Here is a 22,011-nt window from a genome sequence, read left to right on the forward strand (position 1 = left end):
TTAATGTTTAATTATTAGAGATTAAATATTTCATGTCATAAAATACATCTCCTCCATGGTTAGATGCTGATCTTCCTGAATTAATAAAGCCTAATTTTTCATAATAGGGTATAAGATGTTTTTCACAAGTTAATGTAACGCCTTTAAGTTTATTTTGTTTTGATACTTGGATTAAATGGTGTATTAAAATTGAACCATATCCAAGTTTTTGAAATTCAGGTGCTACTGCCAAACCGAAAACCGACTGCCAAGAACCATTACTATCATGTAAATCTACATTTTTAAACATTTCATCTTTCACAGTATCAAAATTTGTAATCATTCCATTAATGAATCCTCTGATTTTACCATTTTCTTCTAAAACCCAAAAATGTAAGGGATATGCATTTAATCGCTCAGACAATGTTTTTGAAGTAGCTGCCTGATTGGGTGGGAAGCATGCAATTTCTATATTGTAAATGGTTTCTAGGTCGTTTAAATTCGCGTTACGAATAATCATAATCGGTGCTTAAGAATTTAATATAATATGGTGATAACCTAATTTAGTTTTTTGGTTGAGTGAATAAAACTAATTAATATAATATTGTCCTCCAAACCAATATTTAAAATCTGCTTTACTTTCTCATTGATTTAACGTAAACAATGTGATAATCAAAGAAATAATGTGGTTAGTTGGTGGCTGTAATATCGAGTATTTGATTTAAAGCGATTAATAACTCTCCGACGGTGTCATAACTTGCTTGTTTCATTTCATTTTTTTCCAAGTCATAATTTATAGTGGCAAGCTGTAATGATTGTTGATCTTCAAAGAATAATATTAATTCAATCAAAAAATACTGCTTTGGCCCTGTTGGTTCCAATTCATCATCTAAATTATTGAACCATTCCCATTTTGGTTTTAAGCCAATCAATTTCCTACCTAACAAGGATTTACCTAGTGGTAAAGAATTGCTATCAATTTGATAAAATTCCAAATCTCCAAAAACTTCATTTATTGATGTATTGGCTGTGTCAAATAGTTCAATATCTACATTCCACGCAATTACTAATTTTGAGCCTTCAAAATCCAATTCAATACCACCATCTATAATTGCCAGGTAGTTGGCATCAAGAAGGGTAATACTTTCATTTACAGTAAAATATTTTATATCCGTTAATGATTTGCCGGAATATTGTGATTCGAAGTTTTCAATATTGATAAATCCCATTCATCTATAATTTATAAAAGGTAAAATACTGACACTTTAGCATATTTATTTCCCAATTTCTTCTGCCAACCCAATTAACAATCCTTCAACCCCTCGAATATAACATAAACGGTAAATATTTTCATAATTTACGATTTCGCCAACCAATACCGCGCCTTTTTGCGATAATCGAGTGACCATTTCATCAATATCTTCCACTGTAAACATTAATCGAAGATACCCAAATGCATTAACAGCTGCATTGCGATGATCGGAAACAATTTCCGGACGTATAAATTTTGATAATTCTATCTTGCTATGCCCATCAGGCGTTACCATCATTGCTACTTCAACGCACTGGTCTTTAACTCCTGTAACTTTACCGGCCCATTCTCCTTCAATAACACCTCTGCCTTCAAGTATTAAACCGATTTCAGAAAAAAAGGCAATAGCATCATCTAGCGATTCAACCACAATGCTCATGTTATCCATTCTGAGGAGTTTGTTAGATTTCATATTTGATAAATTTAGGTAATGAAAGGAATTAAATCTTACTATTAAATTAGTTTTGAAATTAATAAATATAATCTGTGAACAACCTGACACAGGACATTTTAATTCATTTATTCTTAATTTTTCTTAAAAATGCCTTACCAATATTAAATATTAAAATACATTGGGCAGCTAAAAAAGTATATACACATATGGTTATTACTTTTATAAAATATGTTTGATTGTTTTCTGATAGCGCTGATGCCGACCCGCTGAATAGTGTTATTGTAACAACTATTAATGAGATAATAGTAATAATTACATGTGCCCAAATTAGGGGTTTGGATAAAACCAAGCTCTTTGCTATTAGATATACTATCCATAATAAAATTGTAATAATGGCCAATAACCAAAGTATATGCACATGCGAAACTACAAAATATGTATCGTGTAAACGGATGTCTGTTGCATAATTAAATTTGAACACAATTATTGAGAAAACAAAGAGTATTAACGATATAAATAAAAGTAAAATGGGTGGGTTCTTTTTCATAAATAGGATAACTGAAATTAAGTAACTATTAAGCAAATGATTTAACCAGATATAAAAGGAATAATTTCTTATTCAAATTTTACAAGGGGTTTAAGATTATTTATAATATTTGAGTGAGTGGTTATAAAATTTGTAATGACAACTTGTTTACCATTGTTAAGTTTAAAAAGAATATAGCTATATCCTGACCACGGAGCCTTAATTGAAGTGCACTCAACCACCTTACAATATTTTATATCAGTTCTTTTAAATTGAATGTTTTCGTAATTTGATAAATATTTAAGAGTTTTGGTTTCTTTATTAATAGTAACAGTTGCACCTTTGTTTTTGCGCCAAAATGTATATTGAAGGTATGTGCCGGGCAACCAAAATAATGAAATTATTGCATGAACACCCCAGCCCATCTTGAAATTGCTTTTAGCGTCTAAAATAAATATAATAATTGCACCAATTAAATATACTAATGTAAATATATATGGTTTTAAATTTTCCATGCCTTTGTATTGGAAGGAAACAATGGGCGCCGAATTATTATTTTCGTAGGCATCTATTAAAGGCTCAACATCGTATTCATCCTTATCTGCCAGTTTTAACTCCTGTTCTATTGTCCCATTAAAAAATAATTCAATAAATTCCTCAACCAATAATGCATCAGGGTTTTTTTCAATATTGTTTGAAATATAAAAGTTGCTTATTTGTGTTCCATTATCATAAAAAAGTGAAAACCCTTCATCATTCATGGTCCAAATACTAAGCTCTTTACTATCGGAGCTTAAAAATGTTACTGTTGGCGGGCAGCCTAGTTCTTCAAGCTCCTTAGCTTCCTGTAGCTGGGCTTCAAATGGAAATTCTCGAAAAATCAGTATTGCCTGGTCTAAATCTACCGGACCTAATTCTTCAAACTCATCAATAAAAAAATCAACCTTTCTAATGTTACAAGTAAAAATCATTGCTTAAATATATAAAAGTTTTTATAATTACAAATTACTTCTTTTAAGCCGTTTTAGTCTACCGTTTTTATAAGTGTCAATTTGAATTACGGTTCCGGTTTCTGAATAATATATCCAGTCACCGGTTTTTTTATTTTTATAATAGTGTTCAATTAAACTAATTTGACCATTTAAGTGGTAATTCGTTACAATTTTTATCTTACTACTATTTTGTTCATAAAACTTTAAATTTCCATTGTCATAATATGCTGATGTTTTGACATAACTTCCGCTTAATAGAACCAAGTAATCAGAAATTCTTCCTGCATTGTTAAGTGGCAAAATGCTATCACTTTCCCAAATAGCTGCAATAGAATTCGGTTGCCATAAACAAACCGCAAATTTTTCCAAAGTTTCTGAATCAATTACTGTGTCATAGTAAGTTAGAATATTAGATTCATTTAACATTAGAAATTTTGATTTATCGTTAGTATCGGCACCAGTTTTAAATAGATAAAGGGTATCTGCAATTGTATTATAGTTACCCGTTTCTTTATAGGAACCACCGCATCTATCTCCAAATTCATAATAATATGTACTATCAGGCTTTAAATGTATTGACCTGTAGGCGCCATCATTATTAATATAGAGTCCCCAAATATTGTTTTGCGCATGGCAAATATCGGCTGCAATAAAAACAAACGGTAACAGGATATAATACCTCAATTTGAAATTAAGCTTTATAATAAGATTAAATTTCATACCTATTCTTTATTTAATTATTTTCATAAGTATTTTTCTTTAATAATATTACAATGATGAATATTATGCCCCACTGTCATAAATCCTAAGGTTCTTGCGGTAAAGACGGCATTGTTTGCTGAACCTTTAAAATCAAGCATAGCACTTGTCATAGGTTTATATAACGCAATTGTGGAATTTCTCACGGCTTCAAACTCATTGCTTAAATCCGCTAAACTGAATTCAATGGTTTTTGTATTTTCTATATATAAATTTTCATCAAAACCGGCTAACTCTGTATTGTCATGTCTGGAAAACCGGAGAGCCCTGTATGTGTAAATTCGTTCACAATCTATTATATGCCGTAACACTTCCTTTGTGGTCCACTTATTGGGTGCATACCTGTAATTTTCATTATCTTTTGTTATTGAATGTATTAGTTCAAGTGTAAATTCTTTGCTTTGTTTTAATTCACTTAATAAATCATCTGAGGCCACGAGATTAAAAAAAGGATGGCAGTATTCAGGTGCGTCGTTATAATATAATTTGTTAATCATATTGCTCAATGTTTTTGCAACTTTATTCTTTTAAATACTAGACCTTAAATCTAAATGTTTTGGAATTAAATTGGTATTTAAAGATAAAATCTTTAATCATAAATAGAAAACCGTCTTTTTAAATCCTCATTTACTTCAATAACCGTTTCTTCAATTACCAAAAATGGCTTATTGTTATCGATGTTACTTTTTTGTTCCTTAACGAATTCTGTTATATCTGTTATTGATTTTAAATAACTATTATTAAATTTTTGTAAGGCCTCATTTTTAATTCCTATTTGAACAGCTCTTCGTTTTAATTTGCTACCTGTATAATCGTGGTCTGGGTCCCATTGAATTCTGACATTGCTGGAATTTAGTTTATCCCTCCAGTCTTGTATTGTTTCTGTTGAATCAACATAACTAGTTATAACCCCTTCAGAAAGTAATTCTTCAAAACCTGTAAAGCTGATTTCCAAGGCTAAAACCCGATGTTGATTAACATCTTTTTGGCCCCATCCACACCTGTACATCATCCATAAAAAATTGGGTTTTATCCATGTCATTCTGCTAAAACTGTAATCCGGGCCACCAAATTTTTGGTTTTTACATGCGAAATCGGCTATTTTATCATTAAAAGCCTGATATACATGAATATTTTCTCCACTTTTTTGACCGATAATATAATTTCCTTCATTTGGAAGATTTGTTTCATAGTTTTTATGCGGAATTGTGTTTAGTTTCATTGGATATAAATATTGTTTTGATTAAAATTTAAACATTTTAGGAATTAGGTGGCTAAAGGATTCAATATTTTAGAACTTGTTATTTTGCTTTTTAGATGGTTGTTTTTTTATCTAATTGAATTTTATCTTGTTCCAATTAAACTCAGTGTTAAGCCTATTCTTATTCCTGGATTAATTGGATATTTTATATCACTAATCAAATTGTTTTGTGCATCTAGATATTCGATAAACAGGACTTTTTGTTTTAAGTAGATGCCAAAATAAGTATCAATATTTAATTGTTTTTGCTTATAACAGGCTATTTGTTTACTTAATCCATAGAATATACCCAGTGAATAATGAGTTTCATTTGTTATGTGTGACAGATTTACATAACCTTCTTCAAATTTAAAATTTAACAACCCAAATCGAAAAAAGCTGCCAATATAAAAGGTAGTCGCAGATTTTTCCCGAATTTTATTCAGGCCAAAGTAGTATCGATAATTCAGAAAAATAGCTTTATCCCTGTTTGAAACTCTTGGCCCTGAATAATATTGACTTGTTATTGTATCATAGACCTCATCTGTTGCAAAACTATATTGGTTGTAATACAAGTTGATACCTATTGATTGATTTTTGGAGAATCCATATTCAAAACCAAGAGATGGATTTATGCCGCTCCCGCTTGGGGTGCTTATCCACGGTAACACTTTAAATTTAATTACATAATTATTGAAAGGAGCGTTTTTGTTGAATGGAGTTATACAGTTCGGTTCTGCATTTATTAAGGAACTTGTTGAACTGTCGGTTTGTGCTACGACAACATGAGTCAGTAGGATGAACGCTAATAAAATCCGATATTTTACAAGAGGAGTGTTAACCGCAGGCATTTTATACAATTCTAATTTCTGACTTATTCAGTAAAATTATGGAAATTGTTTATTTTGGTGTTCAAAATTAATTCCTTTTGCATCTTAGGCAGCATTTTACAATTCAAAAATAGTTTATGTTGCTTTTTTTAACATTCTAAAGTACCGTTTATGAATTATGGCAATTTCATATTTTCAATAAAATTCATATTCATAAATACAAATGCTTGTGTAATTTAATTTTTCAGAGAAATGAATTTCCTTTATAAGCAAATTACCGGAATAGTAATATTTAGTTACGCTTTCGGGAAATTCTAAAACGTTGTACGCTTTTTCAATTAAATTTGATGACTCGTCGTATTTACAATTGTAATTATATACAGCACCGACTCCGCAAGAAAACCTTCCTTCATAATTATAACTGATGCAATTACCAATACTGTCATACGTAAAATGTTCTTTTTGGTTAAGGCCTAACCCTGTATAATCTATTGTTGTAACATGTGAATTCTTATTATATTCATATTTTATATTTTTATCCAGGATATCTTCAGGTTCAACATACCAATAATCGGTAAAGGGCCGATATGTTTTTTTTGTTATGTTTTTATATTGGTCATATTCATAAAAAATTATAGTTCCGCTGCTATCTGTACTCCTTAAGGAGTCACGAATAATTAAACCTTCACTATCATATATGTGAAAAAAAATAGTTTTCCTATTAGGATTTTCATTGCCATCGCTAAAGTATGACACTGATTTAACTTTATTCATTTGATCATAAGTGTAAAGTGTTTTCGATTTAAAGGTATTATTTACAAGGGTGTTTATAAGATTATCAAAATATATATCTTCAAGTATGTTCCCAGCACTGTCATATTTAATTATTGAATTTATTTTTAGGCTTGTGTCGTTGTCTATGATACTAACTTTATATTCTCTTACTTCTTTAACATGGGTACTCGTATCCTGCCCAAAAGTGTACCCCATTCCTAATAGATAAAAACAAATGAGGGCTGTTTTCATTGTGTTATAACGTTTTATTTGGATTATTATTTAGTTTTTAGAGCTAAAACCAAAAATTAAAGCGATTTATAGTAGCTTTTCATAAACACCTTCATTTTTTAGTTTTTTGATTAGCGTAGCTGCAGTTTCATTTTTGTCTAAGGTGCCAAAGGCGGTTTCTATGTCCTTGATTTTAAAATATATATGATTTTTACATGGAAATGCATTTAACGTTGTTTGGCGTGGGTTTATTTTCTGCATTGTGATAATATATTCACTAATTGCCTCACCACTTGTATCGGTTTCAAAATCCCAATTATAATTCTTATTAACCTCGATTGTATCATATTGTAAATATATTTTGTCTTCCTTGATATTGTAAGTGCCTTTTTGGATTTGCTCATCGGCAACACAATAGAAGATTGCTATAAAATTGGAATCATTTACAAACAATATATGTGAAGAACAACAATCGCATTCGCCTTTAACTGTGCAATTTGCTGTATCTAAATCGGGTGCAAAAAGATATGCTTGGCCTGATAATTCAAGGTTTAATGCTGTTTTAATACCCGGCTTTTCTTTATCAGTAAAGGGCTTGCATGAAATTAAAATGGAGAAGACAACTAATGTAAATATGAGGGAATATTTTGGCATTGAATTCTTTGTATTGATAAAGATTTGTAACCTATACAAAATTAACAAATATAATTACTTGTTAACTTCCTAGTTTGAAATTTCCGTACTAAAAATGCATATCTATTTTCGAAAAGTATGGGGCAAGGGTATTTTTGGATGTGAAAGAAGTCCGTAAGTTGAATTTTATGGAGTCTGTTGAGCATAACCTGTATTAATTATTCCCAATAAATTAAAAACTACGAATACAGCTCCAATTAAGAATCCGGAAGTTCCCGGTATTATGACTAAAATTGAATATTCATTGTTCCAAACCATTGTAATAAAAACAACAACCGACCCAAAAATATAAATGCCACTTGTCATTAACCCTAAAATATTACCCCATTTCGTATTTTTTAGAATACCATAACCGCAAACTAATGAAACAGGACCTGTTAATATGATATCTGCCCATGGAATTAAAACTTTTAACAATTCGGATTGGGCAAAAATACTTCCATCGCCCCACGTGTACAAACCACCGGCTATTGCAAAAAAACCAGTTAGGATAAATAATATGCCAAAAGTCCTATTCAATTATTTAATTTTTATTCAATTTCAAAATGTTTTAGCACGCGTAACATTCTAAGTGTATTCCACCTACTTGGCATTCCTCCTTTTTCCATAATAAAATGTACTTGACCTGAATGAGCGGCCTGCATATTCCATGTCCCATCCTTATTTCGCTTTTTTAGTAAATAGGTTAATGCTTCCTCCATTCTGTTGTCCCATTTAATTCCAGCAAATTGAAAATAATCCATTGCTCTTAGAATGTCATATCGCCATCTGGAGGGATAAGTTAACTTTAGAAAGTTTTTATCAATGATTTCACCGGTATGGTCTGATAAAAATAAGTTGTGCATGAGCAAAAATTCAATTCCTGAACTCACAGCCTGAGATATAGCGCTTTTTCTGTATGCAAAACCTGCTTTTTGAAATTCTGTGAACCCTTCTAAAACAGAAATTGTAGAATGCATGGAACTGTGTTTAGCACCACTTCTTGTTGTTTGGCAATTAAAGCCACCATCCGGCATTATTTCTGATATGCTGTCAACAATCGACCGAAGTTTAATTTCAGGCACTTGAAAATAGGTTGCATAATTTAAAAACATCCCATTAACGCATACATCACTATGTTGCGATGTGCTTGGCCCCAACCGAATTCCACCATCTTCTGATTTTTCATTTTCTACTATTAATTTGAGGGTCGCTTGTACAATTTTGTTTTGTGGGGGTAGATATAAATTACGAAGGTCAAGTAATGTGTAGTGCGTTGAAATCCATTTTGGGTTGTAAAAACTATTGCCCCAATGCCCATTTGCGCGTTGCATTGATAAAAATTTATTTCCCCAGCTTTCAGTAGCAATTTTTTGTTGCAAATTCTTTTTATCTTTCCCTAATAAATCACGCCAAACCTGGTATTGTATTGAAACATCACCCTTCAATAACCAATTGATGATTTGTTGTTTGTTCATTTACCAGCTAAAAAATTTTATACAGCAAATTCTGAATTTTTCATTGAGCTATCTATTATTTTTTCCATCTTTTCAAGGATGGTATTTGTCGGGTTGCCAGCCAAGCGAAGAGCCCGTTTATTCCGTCTTTCTTCATTTCCTGAATACAAAAATTCTGCATTTTTTTTGCTGTGTTAATTTCAGGCGGCGTTAAAAAATTACCGTTTTCATAACACATGGAACAATACATCTTACTTTTTGTGCCATCCTTTTCAGTTCCTCCTCCCTTTTTATCTTTTATTAGAGGAAAGCCACAGCTTTGGCAAAATTTATATTCGTTCATATATTCAGTTTAAGGTCTAAACCTTTTTTCCGGGTTATTTACAGTAATAATTGTAAATAATTTTCAACCGCCTTGGCTTAAACATTTAAAAATTCAAAAAGCTTATACACCAAAAATGCCGGCCAAACTAAAGCTTTTAATATTCCCAAAACACCCATCCAAAAACTTGTTGCATTCGCAATAAAATAAATGAGGGCGCCAATCAGTCCAATACCATAAACAGTTGATGGCTGCTGAACAACCTTTTGCTTAAAATTAATATCCATGATTCATTATTTTATTTTGAAAGATGAAGCATGTTACAAAATTATCTTTATGCGTGGTTTAAAAAACAAACATTTATCAATTCATATACTGATTGAAGTCAGTCTTTAATTAATCAAGAAAAATTTAAACTTTGATTTACAGGTTTACATTTGTAAACCCTTTTTCAGCACCATTAAGTTTTAATGGGCATGCAATTCAAGGCAAATAATAGCTAACGTTTTTAAACATCCTGGGAAGATATAAAATGTAATTTTAGCAGTCTGAATATTGCAAGTAACCGAAGTTCGGTGGGCAATATTTATGAACCAATTTTTTTATCTAAAAATTCAGTATTGCCATTTATTAATGCTTGTAGACAGTCGATAACATCCTGAGTTGTTTGTTCCGTTTTGTCGGTCATATAGTTCTCATTAAATTTTTCTTTTAGCCCAAAAAATGTTTTTAACGTCTTTGGTCTTTTATAAAAAATGTAATATTCGTAAACCTCCGGGTTGCCAACGGCTGAAATACAAAGGCCATGTTTTGTAGCGGTGTTTTCAATTTCTAGGGATGGTGAATAATAAATTTCATTTTCATTTCTAGTATCCATATGTTTTAACATTTCAATCCAAGGTATTTTTTTAAAATTTTCGATTATACTGTCTTGGTCCATGTAGCCAAGGTCAATAATGTCCTTTTGAAATGGGTTACAAAATGAAGCTTTAAATTGCATATTAGCTTGGTTAATCAAATATGTTTAAGGGTATTTTTTGTTTGTGATTACAATAATACATAAATTTGGTTTAAGCACAAAAGCTAAGACACTGTAAATTTGCTATTCTTTTTTATGCTTTATTTTCATCAGGTCGATTTATTTTGGACGTTATTTTACCATCGTCAGAATTATCTATTTCCTTTGTAGACATAATGTTTGACATAAACCACATCGTTCCTTTTCCTTTCCATTGTTTAGTTGCCCAAATTATTCCTATAACAAGCCCTGTGGTGGCTATAATCACACCTATTATAAGTCTAATTGTTGTTGGCTCATAAAAATATAGAACAGAGCCAATTATCAATCCAATTAAAAGTGGTGACAAAACAATTTGCCACCATCCCATTAACTCCGTAATAATTTCGAATATCCGAAACATACCTCGCTGTGGTTGCTGTATTTTTTTATTGTTTTTTGTCATATTCAGAATTTCAACTGAGGTTTATCGAGCAAAATACTAAAGTTTAAGCAGACTTATTTTATATCACGTCTGATTTTCATTTAGTTCAAGTTCGTATTGATATTAATTCTTTTCGGCATACTCCACCATCCACTCAACCCCATATTTATCTCTAAACATGCCAAAATAGCTGCCCCAGGGGCTATCTTCCATTGGCATTTCAACTTGACCGCCAGCTGATAATCCATTAAATATGTTATCAGCTTCTTCCTTACTTGCTGCACTAATTACGATTTTACTTCTATTCTCATTTTCATTAGTTCGTCCCATAATTTCAGGAACATCATTACCCATTAGAAAGGTGTTGCCAATTGGTAAAGCAATATGCATTATTTTATCTGCCTCATTTTCCGGAATGGGAAAATCTGCACTTGCTAAATCTTTGAAACGTTTTACGGTTGAGAATGAGCCGCCAAATACTGATTTGTAAAAGTTGAATGCTTCTTCTGCATTGCCATTGTAATTAATGTGTGGATTGATATTTGCCATAATGATTTAGTTTTTTTGTTAACTATTTTGTTTTATTATAAGATTATTTTGATGAAATTATTTCCCAGATTATTAAGAAAGCTTTAATAATACAAGCAGCGCTTCCAAATTGAGCATTGACGCATTATATCCTTCTGTGAAGCCCATTTCAATCATACGTTCCATACGTTCAAGTGATTCGTTATAAATAGAAATATGCACTGTTGTTTTTCCATTTATTTCGCTAAAAGCATAACTCCATTCAGAGCCGGTTAACTCCGGATTTCCATCTTTATCGGAAAAACAATTATATAATTTAAAAGCGGTTTTTGGTGTAATGGATAAATATTCCTGAATTGCCCAGCGCTCCATTCCATCAGGACTAACCATTGCATATAAACGTTTACCACCAACTTCAAAATGAATATATTTTGTTTTAGATGTCCAGGGTTTAGGTGCAACCCATTGGTCGAGCAATTCTGCTTTTGTAAAGGCATCCCAAACCAGCGAAAGTTCGGCATCAAATTCTCTGGTGATGTATACCGTTTTCGCTGCTTTATCAACGGTAAAATTGAATAACAAATTATTTGGCATTTTTTTATGATTTAATAGTTAAATGTTTATTGAGATTAACACTTTTTCCCGTTTTGGTTTTTTAGGGATAACAACACATTGTCGAGCTGATTAAACTGTGTTTCCCACATTTTCTTTAAATGCGCTACCCAATGATCAAACTCCTGTATTTTTTGGGGGTTGAAATGGTAATAAATTTCTCGTCCCGCTTGTTCCGGTATAATTAATTCGCATTCCTGTAACACCTTTATATGTTTTGATACTGCTTGCCGGCTCATATCAAAATTTTCTGCCATGGCGTTTGGTGTTAGCGCCTGCATAGCGAGCAATGCTAAAATGGCTCTGCGCGTAGGGTCGGCAATGGCGTGAAATAGGTCTTGTTTCATTTTCTGATATAGTATTATGCAACTTCTGGGTTGCAAATATATATGCAACTTTTGAGTTGCGCAAATTTTTTAACAAATTTTTTGAGGAAGGCCTTCAGGAATACGCTTAGTATTCTTTTTTCAAATACCAATAATGCTCATTTGATGTATTTCCGTATTTTGTAATTGAGTATACTTTTCCATCTGTTAATGTTAATAATGGAATTCCAATTGCAAAACCCGCAAGTCCGGCCCCTGCCCAAATAAAATACCTTTCCGAATTAAATCCTCCTTCGCGATATTTTATACTAACTAACGGAGCTACTAATAATGTTGTAATTACTGAATATCCAGAGATGATAGTGCCGATTGTAGCGAGCGTTTCCTTTGCAGGACTTGTGTATGTTACGTATTCGATGTTGTTAATATTGATATCCCTATATTCCCAATTTTCTGTAAAATAGTAATCAGTTTCAGTTTTCTTAGCTGCCCCGTTTTTTAGTTCAAGGTTTATACTTTCTGACCACACAACGAAAGAAACCGAAGTATCAGTCATATTTTCTAAATTACCATTTAAACGTATATTCTGATATTCAATTACGGATGTGTCAAAATCGCTAGCTTTAAGTCCAAGATCAATAGCGGTATTATTTATTAAAACTTGTTTTGTAGAGTCAGCAGCATTCACCAGATACAAATTGTAGTTTGGTTTAAGCATATTATTTGGTAGCTCTGCAGTTGGATTATAATTATCTTCAATTTTTGGCACCTCTGGAATTTTAATATAATTCATGAAGATTAAGTCTTTTCCTTCGTATCCCGAAAGTACTAATGTAGAGTCGGTAATTTCAACAATTTTATTTTCATTATCGCCCATGGTAAGGTTGGCAGGATGAGGTATTTGGTGTCTGTTTAAATACAGAATTTTGTTTTCCGACCGGTCAATTAACCAAATACCTGCTTCCCTGGTTGCAAGGCTGTCGGCAATATATCCCGAAACTATAACTTGATAAACGCTATCAGAATAAAATGATATAATATCAGTATTAGTAACCGGCCAGGACTTTTTTTTCACCTCATAACCCGTCAGCTTCCAAGAACCAAGAAGGGAATTATTTATGGTTGATTGTCCAAGCAGTGCTGTAATTGCAAAGGTTAACAGAATAGTAATTATGGTTGTTTTTCTCATGGTTTTTTACTCTCCGAAATTTAGGTTAACACAGATGCGGGATTCATTGATATTTTAAAGCTAAAATAATTTTTTTATTTAGATTAAAAATGAATTGGTTGAGGATAGTCGAATGGCTAGCCTAAATTAAAAATTAATTTCAAATTTTGCACCAACTGACGCATTAAAAAAACTATTTTTCGGGTCGCTATAAGTATAGAACAGTCTTGGTGTATAACCAAATGCCATATTAAACTCAGGTGCTTTTTTGGGACTGAGTCGAATTCCGGCCCAACTGTTTAAGTTGACAAAGGTGATAGGTCCATAAAAGTAAGTTGTTGGATAAAGACCAAGTTCAAGTGCAATATTTCTTGGGCCTAATAGACAAATTAACCCGGTATGAATCCCAAAAATAGCATTGTCTTCAGGATCCGTATCATCTGAATGTTCATTTAGTCCAATACCTAAATTGGTATTTAATAAAAAATATTTTTTTGTAATTAATGAATATTCGTATTGATATGACACCATCGTTTGACCACCAAATTGCATTCCTACAAAATGTCTGTGTGCTGATGTGTCTGTTTGAGCAAAACAGTCGACTGTAATAAGTAAAGCTACTATAATTAGAATTATTTTTGATAAAATCAACTTCATAATTGATTACTGACTTTTATTATACGATAACAACCTTGCAACATTTATCTCGATATAACTAAGTATACCAATTACCACTATTTCAATAAAAAAATATATTTCCCCAATTACTGTTAATAAATGTTGGTATTTAAAAAACATTCCGATTGTTAATAAACAATAGAGTAGGTTTGCAATACCAATAACGCTGATAAAAGGCCCTCGATTTCTCTTTAATATAATTAAACAAAGCATTGAATAGATGCAAAAACAAATTGCAACTACGGAGAGGAGTGTCAAAACAGTTTTCGGCATTCCAATGTAGGAATTAAATTGTCGCATAATTACAAACAAAAAAAAAGCAGTTAATAGCGCTCCAATACTATCTATTAAGAAAAGTGTTTTTTGTTTTTTGAAAAAATAATTTATTGTACTTTTTAACATATTGTACTTTTCGCAATTTATTAGTCGAACCGGAAATTCAGTGTTTTAAAAGCAACCTGTTTAAGTTATCCAATTATTTTTGAAATATTATTTTTACTCATAGCGTTTCATTTTACAGTAGGTTAAACTTTTAGAGTCTAAAGTTAAGCTATTCTTCGTTTTTGCCTAAAAGATAATTTCTTATTGATTTGCCTGTATCATTCTTCTTGTCATTTATTAATTTGTTAATTGTATAAATTCCGCCTGCAAAACATCCGTTACAAAATCCTACTACATTCTTGCTTTTTTTAAGTTCCCCTAATCTGGTTATTGTCAAACTATCCAGATACTTTGAATCAACAAGTAACAACGATTGAATTGCCAAATATTGCGTTGCCGGAATTTTACTGTCAAGCAATTTTATTAATAAATCAATGCGATTATCCGTAAACAGTGTTTTCGCGTATTTAAGGTTTGTTGATGCTATCCCGGCTATTCCGCAATTGGTTCCAACAAGGTTCTCACTACTATCCATAAGGTATTGATAAATTTGATCGTGGTTGCTGATGTTGCTATCCTGAGCAAATAAAGTAACCAGATAAATTGACAAAATCAATCCAATAAACGCTGACAATATTATTTTTCTTTTAGTTGTCATGATAATTATTAAAAGATATTACTTATTCTCAACTATTATAATTGGTTTTTTATTTATTCAATCGGAATACACAGGTCAACAATACACTTTTTTTCGGGATGCTCATTGTAATTGTTATGATAAATTTCAAATGGAAACCGGTCCGATTTTTTATAACCGTTTTCATTCATCCAAATAAATAAACTATCCCAAGATTTTTCAAACTCTTTTTGATCAATTACAAAATGCCCAACAATGTGTTTTCCATTTTCGATTGTAGTAAGCCCTACATTGTTATCAACGTCTAAATTGTGAACGGATAGAATTCCAATACTCATTCTAACTTTGTCGGCATCGGTAACTTTAAAACTGTCGTGAAATACTCTACACACATGTGTTTGGCTTTTGGCTAATATTCCTTTTGGCGTTGCCCATTTGAGAATTCGAAGAAAAGCATCTTCAATTCCGGTTTTACCAATTTGTGTAACATAGGCCAAATTCATTTTCGGCATTTCGAGAACTTCAATTTTTGCATTCATTTTAATCCAATTTTTAAGATTATTAATGTTGCAAATGTATTCTTCGGTTATAAAATTTACTTTACCAATTTTGCTATCTTCTTTACCAATCTTGCTGAGATTGCCAAGATTTGCCTTGCGAAACTGGGTAGGACTTTGTCCGTATATTTTTTTAAATGTTCTGGAAAATGTGGAGTCGTTTTTAAAACCAAGTTTTATTGCAATTTCAGCTATACTATATTCATTATTGTGAATTAACATCATTGCAGAACGTTCGATTCTTTTTCTTATGATGTATGTATTAAGGGGCTCACTTGTAATGGCTTTAAAAAGTCTGTGGAAATGAAAAGGTGAATAGAATGCAATATTAGATACAGTATCTAATGACAAATCCGTTTCTAAATTTTCATCTATATATATTAAAACTGTATTTATTCTGTTAATATATTCTTGGTGCATTGTAAATTTGAGGCTTATGTATATAAAAAACGAACCTACTGTTGGATTAATTGATAAGGGGATTCTTAGCTTCAAAAATCTCAATCACAAATTTATAAAAGTTATTCAAAGCTTCAAATAAATGAGAAAACCGCATTTTTATCCTATATGATTAAATGAAACACCTTTTTCGCTCCAGCCATACTAATAGCCTTAAAATACTATAATTTATAAGTAAAATAATTAAACCCGATAAAATTGTTAAATACCATTTGTTAAAAGTTACCATAAATTCAATTCCAACTATAGTTGGTATAAGGCAGGTAAGTAGATGTAACATGAAATGCCATTTCTTGTAAAACAAGCCTTATTTAACTTTTAACACACCAAAACTAAAAAACGACAATGATAGTTGAATCAATACAAAGGGCAAATACCAAATAACCGAATTTCCATTGCAATGCCTTTGATGTTGAACAACAAATTTCTGAAAAGCAAGTTCTTCCTTTTTGTGTTCTGCTGATAGATCGTCAACATTTAAGTCCTCCATTCCAATTGGGGAATGAAAGTTTACTTTGAAGGTTGGTCGATATTTTGTAAAAACATGTATCTCATTAAATTCAGCATCTTGATAAACTCCCGTAAAAAGCCAAGTGAGTATAAAAAATACTAAACCAAATAAAACATAAATGTTTGACAATGGTTTCATTGGAGATTTAGTTTGGATTTGTCCATTAGGTTATCTAAAATGCCCAATCGCATTATAGACAATCTATTATAATACTAAGGTAAATATTGTTTTTCTAACTTATTAATACTGCCGCCCGGTTTTGCTGGGATCTTTTAGGTCAATCCAATAAATATGTATAGGTTCGTCCTCTTCCTGTTGGCCATTATTATTAGCATCTAGTTTTGCAAAAACATACATAAAGTCATTATCCGGATCATACTCTGATTTAATAACTGAATAGTTTTCTGGTATTAGCGCCATTTGTTTTTCGCCGTTTATATTAAAAAGGAAAAACCGACGAAGATCTTTTAGATTAATGAATCCGTCTTTATTTGTATCCTCATTGTAAACGGAAACCATTAAATAATTTCTGCTGACAGGATTATTGTTAAGGGTATCTTTTGAAAATGTTGGATAATAAAGCGTTTTCACAAGAACCGGTTTTTCAAATAAGTTTTTTTGTTTATTTTCCTGAATGCTGTAATGTGAAATGTTAACCATGTTGTACCCGTAACAGGCTTCCAGGCCGGGGATTAAATTATTGTTCCAGTTGTTACTGTCATTTTCTTCATCTACCTCATATTCTTCATATAGATAATAAAATCTATTTGACCCAATAAATGAAGTGTTATCCCTTTTATTAACGTTAACCTTATAAATAGTGGTCAGCCTAATGTTTGGAATGCCAGTCAACAACACGCTACTTGGGCGTGTATTAATTTTCAACGAATCAATATTTATTTCGCTTGCCTGATCATTTTCAGCGTTTTCTGAAGTTGGTCCTACCTGAAATCCTTTGTCTTCAAGTTTATCCTTTGAACAACTTGTTATTAATAATAGAAATGTGCATGATAGGATGGTTTGTAAATATTTCATGTTGAGGTGTTGATTTAAATTCTTTTTCTATTTAAAAAAATTCCAGTATCGCTTCATTAAACCCTTATTAAAACTACAAATTATTTATTAATATAAAAAATTTATGTAATTATTGTAACCTGCCTATAGATACAAATAGAAATGGCTGTTAATGTCCTATTAAGGTCTGCAAAATCTATTATAACTACCATTTATAAAAAAAATGAGTTGGCCTAAAAAGTCCACATATTTCACAAATGTTGGCTAATGAATCTTGAAAACTACTACTTTTCATTATTGAGCATTACGTAACTAAGCACCAACGAATTAAACTTTTGAATAAGCTCAATTTGTTTTGTAGAACAATCGACACAATTGCTGATAACTAAATCTCCCCATTTTTTTGTATAATTGACATTGTCATCTTCAAAATATAATTCATTTCCGGCAGCAGAAGCTAATGTTTCGAATTGGTTTGTATTTAAATGTTCGCACCTGGAGAAAAATTCATAAGAATAATGCTCAACATATTGAATTACATAACTTCCGACAACCTCTGCTAATGCGCCATCTGCCTGCTCTAATATTTTCATGAATACCGGAAAAAAATAATCTCTTGTTTCAGCATTCTTATTTAACATGCTATCCATACATTTAAATGTGATATCGTTATCGGTAGGTGTAACTGAATCATTAAGGATTAATTTCGCTACTTGCCGAAGCGGTAAATCTGATAAATAGCTAAAATGTATGGGATCCCGCAACGTGTCTATTTCGATATTTTCAGTTCTAAAATTGGATGCCCCGGATTGAACAGGTGGATCTTGATGTGAATTAACTCTGCAACTGGTTAATAATATTAAACAGAAACAAATACATAAGTTTCTCATTGTAAAATTTCTCAGGTTTATAACCTGTTTTAAATGTTCAATAAAAATACAAATAATTAAATAAATCATAAATTCCTTGCGGTCGGGAGACCGGGGTGGCATCTTGAGTTGAAAACTCCACCACAACCCCTCTATTCGATTCCGGTTTTTCGGTGATATCTTATTACTTCCTTGATTATAAAATTGAAGGGTTAGGAGGTTTGAGAAATATGTGATTTGTTGGTATAAATTTGGCAATTTTAAATATTAAAGTAACATCATCTCAATTTCTTTCCAATTATTAACTCGTATGTGATTACCGGCGTGTTTGTCAATATTATGCGGTTGGGTGAATAGAATTGTTTGCCCTTTAAAAATGTCCAGGTTTGCGAAATGGTCATCAATCATAATGTCGCCATAAACGATGTTTTTGGTTCCGCAGAAGACTATTTGTTTCCAGGAAATAAATGGAAAGTGTTTTGACAACCAATTTATTTTTTCAACTAAACTAAGTGGGAATTGTATTGCAGATGAAACGATATACACTTCATAAACAACATTTAGTTTACGCACCGAAGCGATACTATCCTGAATAGGTGTTGCCGAATAAAAAAAATTTTCAGCGTTAACATACGTATCGTGAAACTTAAATGCTTCGCGTTCAGACTTTCCCTTTAATTCTGTTAATGTTTGAGTTAAACCCAGGTGGGCGGATTCAAATTTGATAAATTGGGCATAAATGTCGGAAAGTACTCCATCCATGTCAATTAAAAGTTTTTTCTTTTTTGTTGTCATATATTATTATGAAATACGATTTAAATCGATTCGGTCGGGAGCCCGGGGTGGCGTCTGGAGTTGGAAACTCCACGACAACAATAGGTAATAGGAATTAGCTATGTTTCGTTTTGATTGTCAAAAAATTGTTTAAGACCACTTATTCTTTCTGTATTATAGTTAATAAAAAATTCTTTTATCAAATCGTAATACCTAAAAAACAATTCGAAATATTCGTTTGTTGTCAAAGTATTCCAAAGATTTACTTCCGCTAATTCCTTATCGTAAAATAGAATGTCATTGTTTAAATATTTGAGGAGAATAATTAAAGAGAATGACTTTATTGGTTCTTTACATGAAGTAAGGTTGCAATCAAAATAACCTCTGTCATAATAAAGCCCAAATATCATTGTGTTATTAGTCCACTCATAGGTTTTATGCATCCCACCATCATGACCTGTTATCTGCACAAAATCATTCAGTGACAAGCTGTTTGCTGTTGTTGATGGTAATTCTGAAAGTGCTTCCATTTGTTGTTGTATCAAAATGCTAATTACTGTTCGCTAATCTGGAAAGGTAATCCTTTTGCTCCTGTTGCTCAATAAAACTACAAATTATTTCGTAATTCCTGGGGTCAATTCGGTCGGGAGACCGGGGTGGCGTCTGGAGTTGCAAACTCCACAACAACATTAAATCAATTACCCAAAAAATTTCCTGTGTTATTAAATTGTCATTTATAGGAAATTATTGATTTATGTAGGGGCGAATTGCATCCGCCCCTACATAAATCAATAATTTCATTTGTTAATATTGAATTTAAATGTTTTATTTTAATTCATCCTAATAATCCGCAACCGCAAACATGTAAGGGCGGATGCAATTCGCCCCTACATGTTTGCGGTTGCTTACATTTTGGAGATTTGATTTATAATGCGTCGATTTAATTAAGCTTTTTTTATTTTTTAATTGTGCTGCTTGCTAATAAATTAAATTTCGAAGACGACGCGTGAGGGATTGCAGCGGAAACCCCCTTTGTCCGCCTCGGCAAAGGGGTTGTAGCGGAAGCCCGACCCTATAGTAGATTAAAAATTTGCGGGGGCAAATTATTAATCACTATAGGGGCACGCCCAAAATATTTTGAGCTAAATATTTATTATTTAAAAATTTGCCTAAAATCTTTGCAGTAAGAAAAACATCATTTACTAATCCACAACGCAGGATCTAAAATCACGGTGTTTTTCCAGATTTCTAAATGTACTTCGGTTTTGCCTTCTTCGGGGTCTTCCCAGGCGGTGCCGATTTTTTGTTTGGTGGTTACTTTATCGCCGGCTTTTACGGTTACATTTTCTAAATTGGTGTATACACTGTAATACTCACCATGTTTTATAATTACACCTTTTTGAAATGCAGGATTAAAAATTACATTTACCACTTCACCTTCAAAAATACAACGCACTGCTGTGCCTTCAGTTGTTGCAATATCGATACCGTTATTTTCAACAATTACATCTTTTAATACGGGATGTGGATGTTTACCAAATCGCTCCGTTATGGTGCCACGTTCTACCGGCCACGGTAATTTGCCTTTGTTGCCGGCAAAGTTTTTTGAAATTAATTGCATTTCAGGGGTTAATCCGAGATTTACTTTTTCGGTTGTAGCCTTTTCTTCAGTTTTTGCTGATGCGGTTTCTGTGGTTTTAGTTGTTGTTCCGGTAGTAGTAGTTTTTTGCTCAGCAGCTTTTTTAGCTTCTGCTTCTTTTATACGTGCTGCTTCTGCTGCTGCTTTTTCTTTTTCCTTTTTTATTTCTTCTGCAATTATACTTTGTATTTTATTTTTTAATGCTGCGGCATCTTTTTTCTTTTTGTCGATTTGTTTCTTTAAATCTTTTTCCTGCGATTGTAATTTTTTTACAGCATCATCTTTTTTAGCTTTTTCCGCATCTAATTGTTTTTTCTCTTTTTCTTCTTTTGTCAGCAACGATTCCTTTTCCTCTTTTTCCTCTTCAATTATATTGAGTTTATGCGTTAAACTTTCACTTATTTCTTCAATGGCAGTAATTTGTTCTTTTCTGAAACTGTGAAACGAACGAATGTATTGCACCCGCTGAAAGGCTTCGTTGATACTATTACTGCTGAAAATAAAATGTAATGGTTTGTAATCCTGGTCGTTTAAGTAAGTATAATAAACCATTTGGGCATATTGTTTTTTTAATTCACTCATATCGCTTTGCATGGCATTTATGGCTGAGGTTGTTTCATTTAACTCCTCATTTACACTATGCATTTGTTGTGCAATATTATTTATTACCTGCTCACGAACGTCAATTTTTCTGTTGAGTAGTTTTAATTCGCTGAGTGAATTTTCTTTTTTCTTTTTAGTGGAGTTTAATAAATCTTCAGTATCCTTAATTTCTGATTGTAATTTGCTGTATTTATTTTGTAAGCTTGCTTTATCGCTGTTTTGTGCATTCAACGACGAACTACCTGCAAAAAGTAATATTCCCAAACATGCTGCAATAAAATAAACCGGGCGATTTGAAACGGGCATTATTAAACTGCCCTCGCCG

29 protein-coding genes are annotated in these 22,011 nt (G+C 31.9%); all 29 read right to left on the minus strand.

Annotated features, from left to right (window positions below; genetic code table 11):
- Window positions 1–7: 7 nt before the first annotated feature.
- Window positions 8–499: a GNAT family N-acetyltransferase gene (locus tag IPI65_09290; GenBank protein MBK7441702.1), complete on the minus strand. Its 492-nt coding sequence runs from the start codon at window positions 497–499 to the stop codon at window positions 8–10.
- Between the two features lie 169 nt (window positions 500–668).
- Window positions 669–1,208 (minus strand): hypothetical protein, encoded by a 540-nt coding sequence (locus tag IPI65_09295; protein MBK7441703.1) that lies wholly within the window; start codon window positions 1,206–1,208, stop codon window positions 669–671.
- Between the two features lie 45 nt (window positions 1,209–1,253).
- Entirely contained in the window at window positions 1,254–1,703 is a 450-nt protein-coding gene (locus IPI65_09300; protein ID MBK7441704.1) for a VOC family protein, read from the minus strand.
- A 597-nt stretch (window positions 1,704–2,300) separates the two neighbouring features.
- Window positions 2,301–3,182 carry a hypothetical protein gene (locus IPI65_09305; protein ID MBK7441705.1) on the minus strand — a complete coding sequence of 294 codons (882 nt, stop codon included), beginning with the start codon at window positions 3,180–3,182 and terminating at the stop codon, window positions 2,301–2,303.
- A 27-nt stretch (window positions 3,183–3,209) separates the two neighbouring features.
- Window positions 3,210–3,923 (minus strand): hypothetical protein, encoded by a 714-nt coding sequence (locus tag IPI65_09310; GenBank protein MBK7441706.1) that lies wholly within the window; start codon window positions 3,921–3,923, stop codon window positions 3,210–3,212.
- A 23-nt stretch (window positions 3,924–3,946) separates the two neighbouring features.
- The gene (locus tag IPI65_09315; GenBank protein ID MBK7441707.1) at window positions 3,947–4,459 is read right to left on the minus strand and encodes a DinB family protein; all 513 of its coding nucleotides are present in this window, start codon (window positions 4,457–4,459) and stop codon (window positions 3,947–3,949) included.
- 92 nt (window positions 4,460–4,551) lie between these two features.
- A complete protein-coding gene (locus IPI65_09320; protein ID MBK7441708.1) occupies window positions 4,552–5,184 on the minus strand; it encodes a DUF4291 domain-containing protein in 633 nt (210 codons plus the stop codon).
- A 122-nt stretch (window positions 5,185–5,306) separates the two neighbouring features.
- Window positions 5,307–6,053 (minus strand): hypothetical protein, encoded by a 747-nt coding sequence (locus IPI65_09325; protein ID MBK7441709.1) that lies wholly within the window; start codon window positions 6,051–6,053, stop codon window positions 5,307–5,309.
- 174 nt (window positions 6,054–6,227) lie between these two features.
- Window positions 6,228–7,058: a hypothetical protein gene (locus tag IPI65_09330; protein MBK7441710.1), complete on the minus strand. Its 831-nt coding sequence runs from the start codon at window positions 7,056–7,058 to the stop codon at window positions 6,228–6,230.
- Between the two features lie 66 nt (window positions 7,059–7,124).
- A complete protein-coding gene (locus IPI65_09335; GenBank protein ID MBK7441711.1) occupies window positions 7,125–7,730 on the minus strand; it encodes a hypothetical protein in 606 nt (201 codons plus the stop codon).
- Window positions 7,731–7,856: 126 nt separating this feature from the next.
- Window positions 7,857–8,249: a hypothetical protein gene (locus IPI65_09340; GenBank protein ID MBK7441712.1), complete on the minus strand. Its 393-nt coding sequence runs from the start codon at window positions 8,247–8,249 to the stop codon at window positions 7,857–7,859.
- A gap of 11 nt (window positions 8,250–8,260) precedes the next feature.
- Window positions 8,261–9,187: a hypothetical protein gene (locus IPI65_09345; protein ID MBK7441713.1), complete on the minus strand. Its 927-nt coding sequence runs from the start codon at window positions 9,185–9,187 to the stop codon at window positions 8,261–8,263.
- Window positions 9,188–9,242: 55 nt separating this feature from the next.
- Entirely contained in the window at window positions 9,243–9,509 is a 267-nt protein-coding gene (locus IPI65_09350; GenBank protein ID MBK7441714.1) for a zinc ribbon domain-containing protein, read from the minus strand.
- 77 nt (window positions 9,510–9,586) lie between these two features.
- Window positions 9,587–9,775, minus strand: coding sequence for a hypothetical protein (locus IPI65_09355; GenBank protein MBK7441715.1), 189 nt, complete (start codon window positions 9,773–9,775; stop codon window positions 9,587–9,589).
- A 299-nt stretch (window positions 9,776–10,074) separates the two neighbouring features.
- The gene (locus IPI65_09360) at window positions 10,075–10,365 is read right to left on the minus strand and encodes a hypothetical protein (GenBank protein ID MBK7441716.1); all 291 of its coding nucleotides are present in this window, start codon (window positions 10,363–10,365) and stop codon (window positions 10,075–10,077) included.
- A gap of 235 nt (window positions 10,366–10,600) precedes the next feature.
- Complete coding sequence (locus tag IPI65_09365) at window positions 10,601–10,951, minus strand: hypothetical protein (GenBank protein ID MBK7441717.1); 351 nt, start codon at window positions 10,949–10,951, stop codon at window positions 10,601–10,603.
- Between the two features lie 102 nt (window positions 10,952–11,053).
- Window positions 11,054–11,479, minus strand: coding sequence for a VOC family protein (locus tag IPI65_09370; GenBank protein ID MBK7441718.1), 426 nt, complete (start codon window positions 11,477–11,479; stop codon window positions 11,054–11,056).
- Window positions 11,480–11,551: 72 nt separating this feature from the next.
- On the minus strand, window positions 11,552–12,052 hold the full coding sequence (locus tag IPI65_09375; protein ID MBK7441719.1) for an SRPBCC domain-containing protein: 501 nt from the start codon (window positions 12,050–12,052) through the stop codon (window positions 11,552–11,554).
- Window positions 12,053–12,087: 35 nt separating this feature from the next.
- Window positions 12,088–12,417, minus strand: coding sequence for a winged helix-turn-helix transcriptional regulator (locus IPI65_09380; GenBank protein ID MBK7441720.1), 330 nt, complete (start codon window positions 12,415–12,417; stop codon window positions 12,088–12,090).
- A 106-nt stretch (window positions 12,418–12,523) separates the two neighbouring features.
- Window positions 12,524–13,585 carry a hypothetical protein gene (locus IPI65_09385; GenBank protein MBK7441721.1) on the minus strand — a complete coding sequence of 354 codons (1,062 nt, stop codon included), beginning with the start codon at window positions 13,583–13,585 and terminating at the stop codon, window positions 12,524–12,526.
- Window positions 13,586–13,711: 126 nt separating this feature from the next.
- Entirely contained in the window at window positions 13,712–14,221 is a 510-nt protein-coding gene (locus IPI65_09390; protein MBK7441722.1) for a hypothetical protein, read from the minus strand.
- 571 nt (window positions 14,222–14,792) lie between these two features.
- Entirely contained in the window at window positions 14,793–15,281 is a 489-nt protein-coding gene (locus IPI65_09395; protein ID MBK7441723.1) for a hypothetical protein, read from the minus strand.
- Window positions 15,282–15,334: 53 nt separating this feature from the next.
- On the minus strand, window positions 15,335–16,237 hold the full coding sequence (locus tag IPI65_09400; GenBank protein MBK7441724.1) for an AraC family transcriptional regulator: 903 nt from the start codon (window positions 16,235–16,237) through the stop codon (window positions 15,335–15,337).
- Between the two features lie 346 nt (window positions 16,238–16,583).
- Complete coding sequence (locus tag IPI65_09405) at window positions 16,584–16,925, minus strand: hypothetical protein (GenBank protein ID MBK7441725.1); 342 nt, start codon at window positions 16,923–16,925, stop codon at window positions 16,584–16,586.
- Between the two features lie 102 nt (window positions 16,926–17,027).
- On the minus strand, window positions 17,028–17,822 hold the full coding sequence (locus IPI65_09410; GenBank protein MBK7441726.1) for a hypothetical protein: 795 nt from the start codon (window positions 17,820–17,822) through the stop codon (window positions 17,028–17,030).
- Window positions 17,823–18,085: 263 nt separating this feature from the next.
- A complete protein-coding gene (locus IPI65_09415) occupies window positions 18,086–18,691 on the minus strand; it encodes a hypothetical protein (GenBank protein MBK7441727.1) in 606 nt (201 codons plus the stop codon).
- 246 nt (window positions 18,692–18,937) lie between these two features.
- Window positions 18,938–19,465, minus strand: coding sequence for a 5'(3')-deoxyribonucleotidase (locus IPI65_09420; protein ID MBK7441728.1), 528 nt, complete (start codon window positions 19,463–19,465; stop codon window positions 18,938–18,940).
- Window positions 19,466–19,563: 98 nt separating this feature from the next.
- Complete coding sequence (locus tag IPI65_09425) at window positions 19,564–19,989, minus strand: hypothetical protein (GenBank protein MBK7441729.1); 426 nt, start codon at window positions 19,987–19,989, stop codon at window positions 19,564–19,566.
- A gap of 650 nt (window positions 19,990–20,639) precedes the next feature.
- Window positions 20,640–21,992, minus strand: coding sequence for a peptidoglycan DD-metalloendopeptidase family protein (locus IPI65_09430; GenBank protein ID MBK7441730.1), 1,353 nt, complete (start codon window positions 21,990–21,992; stop codon window positions 20,640–20,642).
- Window positions 21,993–22,011: the final 19 nt, after the last annotated feature.

It is taken from the genome of Bacteroidota bacterium (assembly GCA_016706255.1).
Classification (GTDB): Bacteria; Bacteroidota; Bacteroidia; order Chitinophagales; family BACL12; genus UBA7236.

What these genes read in the sequence shown, in the direction of transcription:
- IPI65_09290 (MBK7441702.1), bottom strand. Translation starts at nt 499, where the DNA reads ATGATTATTCGTAACGCGAATTTAAACGACCTAGAAACCATTTACAAT.
- IPI65_09295 (MBK7441703.1), bottom strand. Translation starts at nt 1,208, where the DNA reads ATGGGATTTATCAATATTGAAAACTTCGAATCACAATATTCCGGCAAA.
- IPI65_09300 (MBK7441704.1), bottom strand. Translation starts at nt 1,703, where the DNA reads ATGAAATCTAACAAACTCCTCAGAATGGATAACATGAGCATTGTGGTT.
- IPI65_09305 (MBK7441705.1), bottom strand. Translation starts at nt 3,182, where the DNA reads ATGATTTTTACTTGTAACATTAGAAAGGTTGATTTTTTTATTGATGAG.
- IPI65_09310 (MBK7441706.1), bottom strand. Translation starts at nt 3,923, where the DNA reads ATGAAATTTAATCTTATTATAAAGCTTAATTTCAAATTGAGGTATTAT.
- IPI65_09315 (MBK7441707.1), bottom strand. Translation starts at nt 4,459, where the DNA reads ATGATTAACAAATTATATTATAACGACGCACCTGAATACTGCCATCCT.
- IPI65_09320 (MBK7441708.1), bottom strand. Translation starts at nt 5,184, where the DNA reads ATGAAACTAAACACAATTCCGCATAAAAACTATGAAACAAATCTTCCA.
- IPI65_09325 (MBK7441709.1), bottom strand. Translation starts at nt 6,053, where the DNA reads ATGCCTGCGGTTAACACTCCTCTTGTAAAATATCGGATTTTATTAGCG.
- IPI65_09330 (MBK7441710.1), bottom strand. Translation starts at nt 7,058, where the DNA reads ATGAAAACAGCCCTCATTTGTTTTTATCTATTAGGAATGGGGTACACT.
- IPI65_09345 (MBK7441713.1), bottom strand. Translation starts at nt 9,187, where the DNA reads ATGAACAAACAACAAATCATCAATTGGTTATTGAAGGGTGATGTTTCA.
- IPI65_09350 (MBK7441714.1), bottom strand. Translation starts at nt 9,509, where the DNA reads ATGAACGAATATAAATTTTGCCAAAGCTGTGGCTTTCCTCTAATAAAA.
- IPI65_09355 (MBK7441715.1), bottom strand. Translation starts at nt 9,775, where the DNA reads ATGGATATTAATTTTAAGCAAAAGGTTGTTCAGCAGCCATCAACTGTT.
- IPI65_09360 (MBK7441716.1), bottom strand. Translation starts at nt 10,365, where the DNA reads ATGGATACTAGAAATGAAAATGAAATTTATTATTCACCATCCCTAGAA.
- IPI65_09365 (MBK7441717.1), bottom strand. Translation starts at nt 10,951, where the DNA reads ATGACAAAAAACAATAAAAAAATACAGCAACCACAGCGAGGTATGTTT.
- IPI65_09370 (MBK7441718.1), bottom strand. Translation starts at nt 11,479, where the DNA reads ATGGCAAATATCAATCCACACATTAATTACAATGGCAATGCAGAAGAA.
- IPI65_09375 (MBK7441719.1), bottom strand. Translation starts at nt 12,052, where the DNA reads ATGCCAAATAATTTGTTATTCAATTTTACCGTTGATAAAGCAGCGAAA.
- IPI65_09380 (MBK7441720.1), bottom strand. Translation starts at nt 12,417, where the DNA reads ATGAAACAAGACCTATTTCACGCCATTGCCGACCCTACGCGCAGAGCC.
- IPI65_09385 (MBK7441721.1), bottom strand. Translation starts at nt 13,585, where the DNA reads ATGAGAAAAACAACCATAATTACTATTCTGTTAACCTTTGCAATTACA.
- IPI65_09390 (MBK7441722.1), bottom strand. Translation starts at nt 14,221, where the DNA reads ATGAAGTTGATTTTATCAAAAATAATTCTAATTATAGTAGCTTTACTT.
- IPI65_09395 (MBK7441723.1), bottom strand. Translation starts at nt 15,281, where the DNA reads ATGACAACTAAAAGAAAAATAATATTGTCAGCGTTTATTGGATTGATT.
- IPI65_09400 (MBK7441724.1), bottom strand. Translation starts at nt 16,237, where the DNA reads ATGCACCAAGAATATATTAACAGAATAAATACAGTTTTAATATATATA.
- IPI65_09405 (MBK7441725.1), bottom strand. Translation starts at nt 16,925, where the DNA reads ATGAAACCATTGTCAAACATTTATGTTTTATTTGGTTTAGTATTTTTT.
- IPI65_09410 (MBK7441726.1), bottom strand. Translation starts at nt 17,822, where the DNA reads ATGAAATATTTACAAACCATCCTATCATGCACATTTCTATTATTAATA.
- IPI65_09415 (MBK7441727.1), bottom strand. Translation starts at nt 18,691, where the DNA reads ATGAGAAACTTATGTATTTGTTTCTGTTTAATATTATTAACCAGTTGC.
- IPI65_09420 (MBK7441728.1), bottom strand. Translation starts at nt 19,465, where the DNA reads ATGACAACAAAAAAGAAAAAACTTTTAATTGACATGGATGGAGTACTT.
- IPI65_09430 (MBK7441730.1), bottom strand. Translation starts at nt 21,992, where the DNA reads ATGCCCGTTTCAAATCGCCCGGTTTATTTTATTGCAGCATGTTTGGGA.